This is a genomic window from Endozoicomonas sp. ONNA2 (assembly GCF_024606365.1).
Classification (GTDB): Bacteria; Pseudomonadota; Gammaproteobacteria; order Pseudomonadales; family Endozoicomonadaceae; genus Endozoicomonas.
This window is the reverse complement of sequence record NZ_JAHHPO010000256.1, coordinates 1-5,392: the sequence shown is the minus strand read 5'-3', so window position 1 is coordinate 5,392 and position 5,392 is coordinate 1. Positions and strand designations below refer to the sequence as shown.

Annotated in this window: 4 protein-coding genes; all 4 read right to left on the bottom strand. The window is 51.6% G+C overall.

Translation table 11 applies throughout. The features are described from left to right. Positions 1-111 precede the first annotated feature (111 nt). On the bottom strand, positions 112-294 hold the full coding sequence (locus KDK14_RS04560) for a hypothetical protein (protein ID WP_257263835.1): 183 nt from the start codon (positions 292-294) through the stop codon (positions 112-114). A 120-nt stretch (positions 295-414) separates the two neighbouring features. Continuing rightward, positions 415-792, bottom strand: a complete 378-nt coding sequence (locus tag KDK14_RS04555; protein WP_257263834.1) for a hypothetical protein — start codon at positions 790-792, stop codon at positions 415-417. Next, on the bottom strand, positions 792-4,772 hold the full coding sequence (locus KDK14_RS04550; protein ID WP_257263833.1) for a phage minor head protein: 3,981 nt from the start codon (positions 4,770-4,772) through the stop codon (positions 792-794). The genes KDK14_RS04555 and KDK14_RS04550 overlap by 1 nt, the downstream gene beginning before the upstream one ends. Positions 4,773-4,991: 219 nt before the next feature. Beyond that, a partial coding sequence (locus KDK14_RS04545; RefSeq protein ID WP_257263832.1) for a hypothetical protein occupies positions 4,992-5,392 on the bottom strand: 401 nt, incomplete at its 5' end.

Sequence of the window (5,392 nt, the reverse complement as noted above, 5' to 3'; positions counted from 1 at the left end):
GAAGCACGAATTCGTGATTCAATGAATGTCCGTACAGCCGATTCTAGCGCCCTGCATCTTGCGCTGACGTTTTTGTCCTTCGCTTAATGTCTTTATGGTGGCGCTCCCTGGCTAAATAGTGTCCCTGATGGCTTGTTCATAGCCTGCGTTGCAGGCTTCTAAAAGTGCTTTTTCCAGCTTGGCTAAAGGGATGGATACTTCTTTCTGCTCGTTTCCCCTGGTGAACATGCCCTGCAGCTTCAATGTGAAATTAATTACTTTTTCAATTGCTTGTTTCTGGCTAATGATTCTCATGCTGTCCGTCCTGTTTTTTTTGTCTTTACACACACCATAGACGGCGACGGTCATCCAGCAAGGGAAAAAGCATGACGTTTTTCAAAGGGTGGGAGCCGCACTGGGCGGCGTTCTGGGGGCTTATTGGTGAGGGGGTAGTTTGATGTTAAGGCTGGCTTCAATGCGCTCTCGGGCTAACGCTCTATCGCCCTCGGATAGCTCTGACAGCTTAATTATAATGCTGTCATCCTCGTACCTGCTTATAGCCATAGTCCGTATGGTCACCAGCCCGTCTTCGCTCTGGATCTGCCACTGGCCGTCCCTGGTTGCCTCGACCTTGCCCTCCACCATGTGGATTGGGTTGTTGGGTGCTGCCAGGGGGTCATCGCTTGCCCAGCCGTACTCAATCCATGCTATGCCCTGGTTCAGGTCGAATATATGGGCCGGGTATCGTTTGCCGCCATAGGGATGGACTATCTCTAAATAAGTATCAGGTTGCTTTGCTTCTGCTGGGGTCATTAGGGTTCTCCTTGTCGTTTCACGATGTCTTCCAGAGGCCGTCCGTCTGGCCACTGCTTATAGCCTGCGTCTTGTATCGCTTTAATGATAGCGGCTCGCTCGGTTTCGCTCGTCGTTACTATGCGATCCAGGTCGTCAAACAGGGATAAGCTGTCTTTGAAAATAGTTTCATTACGGCTATTTTTTACCACGCTTTCCAGCTCTTTTACCTTGATCTTTCGGTGTTGTTGCACATGGTTATCGGTGGTTCTGCCGAAAAAATCACTGTTGTAACTGATGGCATCCATTCTGGAGGCGGCACTGGCTTTCCAGACAAATCCCGGCTGTCGGTATGCACCACCTTTGGTTTTTATCCGGGTAAAAAAGTAGTTGGCTCCGCCTGAATCCAGATCGGATTCCGGAGACATACCACCTGGGGGCAGTCCTCGTCTTATCTTATCGGTGGTGGAGGCCATCTGACCGCCGGAACTCAGCACCGCTGCCACCACTTCGGGTAATGTTTTTTTCGAGGTGTTGCTGTGGTGCAGGCGATGCGTTTTTTGAAACGTGTTAAATTCTGGATCAATCAGCATCTCTGGTCGGTAAAATACACGGCGTCCCTGGCTGAAAGCCTGATAGTCACCACGAGGGTTGTATTGCGGCAAACTTTTCAGGTCGGTTTTCAGCTTTTTATTCAGCAGCTGAATCTTCTTGTCGATCCGTTCCTGCTGGTCACTGATGGTGCGGGTGGTGTTGGCGATGGCTTCGTTCTGTTTATGCATGTACGCCAGCTTATCCAGATAAAGCTCCTCAATATCTAACGGGTTCGCCCGCTGGCTATCCACACCGAGCTTATTGATTAGCTGAAAGACTTTTTCGGTGTCGGTCTGCTGGTTGCCGGGTATTTCTATTTCCACTCTGCCATGCAAGGCATAATAGGTATCGGTACGTTTCGGCCAATAGCGAATGATGGCACCGTCTACTTCGCTCTCGTAATGGTGGGTTTCCAGATCATAGGTTTTGTTCCCTTCCCGCAGGTTTCCCCGGTCAAAGGAACCTAGCCGATACTCGGTTCGCTTCTTTGTCCATATCAGCTGACCTTCTTTTATTTCTTCTTTGGCGGGTTTAATCCTTAATTTTTTATATATCCCGAGCCCTTTGTTCCAGGTGGGCACATCATTCGTATTCAGGTTTTTGGCTCGCCTTAACTCATCGATAAACGGTTGACTGTCGTTTAAGAATTTTGTCAGCTCACTCTGTGGCCGCAGGTTCTTTGCCACCTGATCTTTCATCTCATCAATTGTCTTGTCCCACGTCGTTATGGCTTTTTCTACTTTCATAAATGCGGTTGCATCCATCACGTTCCCTTTATCTGCTCGATAAGCGACGGATTTAATGGCCGTAATGATATGCTCATGAACTTCTTCATATTGATCTTTCACGCCCTTTACGCTGCCAATGCTGTCCTCCAGCCGTTTCATAGCGGTCGGCCTCATCTTGAAATAAGCACCGGTCACGTCCTTACCCTGGAGGTTTTTCTTGTGGTAAAGCAGCACGTTCTGGTCTTCGATGTCGCCCTTGTCGGTGGGGATGGTGTAACCGTTGGAGCGACTGTTGACCACTTGTTCATATTCCAGTCGGTTGATGGCGCTGCCAGTGGTGGCTGGTTCTGGTGTTGCTTTCTTCAGTGCTTCTGGATACTGCTTCGCTATGTCCTGCTGTCTGGCCACCAAGATATTAATGAGCCTGGTGCGTTCCTGTTTTGTGGTGGGGCCGACGCTCTCCACCAGGTCGGTGATCTGCTGTTTATCCAGTGCCAGTACTTTGCGGGCTCCGGTGATCATGTCTTCCCGGGTAACGCTGGCAAACACCGCCGCTGATTGGGGGTTCATGGCGCTGTCTCGCAGGCTCTCGATCTCCAGCACCTTTTTCCCGAATGCATCGCCCTTTAATCTACCTTGCGCTCGGTATCTCAAGGCACCACCGGTATCAATATGCATGGCCTTGCTGCCTTTCACCAGCAGGTTGTCGTAGGAAAGCCCCACCACGTCCCAGTTGGCCAGCCAGGCGTCCACTATAAAGTTGTCGTTTATACCCTGAAGATTGCCGCTGGTTAGTTGCCCGGCGTCCTGCTGTAAAGCATCAATGATTTCTGATGCGATACGGATCTGCTTGCCGTCCTGCAACAGGTAAACGTTGGGCACGTCCACGCCTGCCGCCTCGTATAGCTTCGCTGCCAGCACTTCATTTCGTGCGATGTCTTCACTGGCGGGTTCCTTGATGTAGTACTTCTTGCCGGTAGTGGTGTCCTGATAAAAGCCGCCGGGGTTGGAGCCTTTCTGGTTGCCGATCTTGGTGAGGTCACTCCATTGGGGAGCTTCACTCTTTGGCTCAATCTGAACCGGGTCTATTGTTTCGATTGGGTTTTCGGTGGGTGCTGGTGTGGCAACTGCCTGCTTTGCCTTCGCCTCATCCAGCTTTGCCAGAAACTTTTCCTTGGCTTCTTCGTCCAGGGTATTGAATGCCGCCTGTTGCCCTGGGGTGGGCAGCTTTTTGGCCAGTACTTTCTTTTTGTAGCCCGATAGCTTGGCGGCGGTCTCTTTCTTCAGCTGCTCGACCTTGTATTGCTCCTCCACCTTTTTCAATAGCTGAACCGGGGTCAGATCGTCGGTCTCTCCGCTTTTCTCCAGCTTGGTGAGGATCTGGTTTTTCAGCGTCTGCCCTTTGGGGTTCTCTTTAATGTCCTTCAGGGTCTCTTTGGCCTGAAGCTGACCAGTCTTCAGCTCGATACTTTGGTCGATAGCCTTCTGCGCTTCCTCCGGCAGCTGGTGATAGGCGGCCAGGGCGTTGCTGTTGGGTGCCTTGCCGTCAATAATGGCCTTCTTATATTGGTTAATCAGCACCGACTGCTTGATATTCTCTGCCTTTTCCATGGCGCTCTCCAATAACTCCTTAGGAGACAGACTAGCGGAACCCTTCTGTTTTTGGATCTGCTTGATGGCATTGGCCAGATAGGGCGTCTTTTCGGCGATGGCGGTGTCCAGCTGGTGTTGCGCTGCTTTCTGAATGGCCTTCTGTTTCTGTACTGCAAAAGTGCCATCAACGCTGGCCTGTCCCAGCTTCTTCAGGGCGGTATTGGCGGCTAACTGGGTGAGGTATTTCTGCTTTGCCTGTTTGGCAGCCTGGGCTCCCTGCTCTAATGCCCGCTGCATGCCGGGTTTTAGCTGCAGGGCCTTCTCTTTTTCCAGCTGGCGCAGCTTGTCCATGCGGGCTTTGCCGGGGTTATGATCCCAGCCGGGGTCTAAATCGGTGGGCACGTTCATGGCTTTCCCGGTGCGGGGGTTTATCCACAGGCGTTTCTTTATTGTTGGCTTTGGCGATAGCGGTATTTTATTTCGCTCCATCTCCTCTTTAGTCAGCTGAATTACGCCGCACCGGCAATTCCAGCCGTTAGGTGGATAATGGGTCTGCCAGAAAGGGTCGTCTACCGGGCGGGCGGTGCCATTCCATTGCTGATGCTCTGGCCGTGTGCGATGGTCTTCCACAGCGTCATACATCAAATAGGGGGCGGATTGACTGTTGGCCTGGATGCTCTGCCACTGGCCGACGGCATAGGCGCTCTGCAGGTTGGTTCTGAATATATTCTCTAACCGGGAGGCGCTGCCTAACTGCGTTTTGGTGATCTTGCCGGTCAATGGGTCGACCACGTCTTTCTTGCCCCACCATCCGGCTTTCTGCAGCCTGGGTATCAATGCTCTTTTGAAGTCTGCCAGGGTGTCGCCTGCTTCCAGCATCTTATCCACCTGTTTGTCTACGTAAGACAGCAGGTCGGTATCCATCATCTTGGCGACAGTGACGGCGGCGTCATGTTCTTCGCCGATCATGTCCATCCAGCTGAAGCTGGTTTTAATGCCTTTCTGCTGAAAGTATTGGATGGCCTGTTCGGGCTTAAGGTTAAAGGCTGCACTCAGTTCAAAATAGTTGTAGATCTCTGCGGGCATAAAAAAAGCTCCTCTGGTAGTAGGAGCTTCGGTGTCTTTGGGGATGGGTATCAGTCAGGATTGTTCCGTTTTTCTGCAGTAGTTATCACCGAATTTAGAAAAACCGCACGATCAATCGGTACGACCGCTTTATCTGCCATGACGTAAGGAACCTTATCAGTGAGCATCAGGCCTGTTCTTTTCGTCTTTTCTAATTGTTATTTAACCGACGTTGACGTGTCAGATCGTCGGTTTAAATAGCCCCATCAGCCGGGCAAAGAATGAGGCGTTCCGGACGGTATCGATGCTCTCTTGGCTCGGGGTCTCTTTCATCATCTCGGTGAGCTTCTGTTTGAAGGTGGCCACGTCGCTGGTTTCCTCCAAATAGTTCAGAAGTTCCTCCACTCGCTTGCCATATAGGGCATGGTACTGGGTGCTTAAATACTCGGCGGCGTCCACCAGTGACTGCATGTCTGCCCGGTGGCTGGCTCGCTTCCGGGTGAGGCTGGAAATTTCAGAAAACTCCGGCGGCAGCCCGGGCGCTCCTGCACTCATGGGAGGCAGGGGGCTTGCTTCTTTTTTCTTCCAGCCATCGCCATAGGTTTCCCGGATATAGTCTTCCGTGGGCTTGTATCCATGGG

Bases quoted from the DNA above. Each gene is read 5' to 3' on its own strand.
- KDK14_RS04560 (WP_257263835.1), bottom strand. From the start codon at position 294: ATGAGAATCATTAGCCAGAAACAAGCAATTGAAAAAGTAATTAATTTC.
- KDK14_RS04550 (WP_257263833.1), bottom strand. From the start codon at position 4,772: ATGCCCGCAGAGATCTACAACTATTTTGAACTGAGTGCAGCCTTTAAC.
- KDK14_RS04555 (WP_257263834.1), bottom strand. From the start codon at position 792: ATGACCCCAGCAGAAGCAAAGCAACCTGATACTTATTTAGAGATAGTC.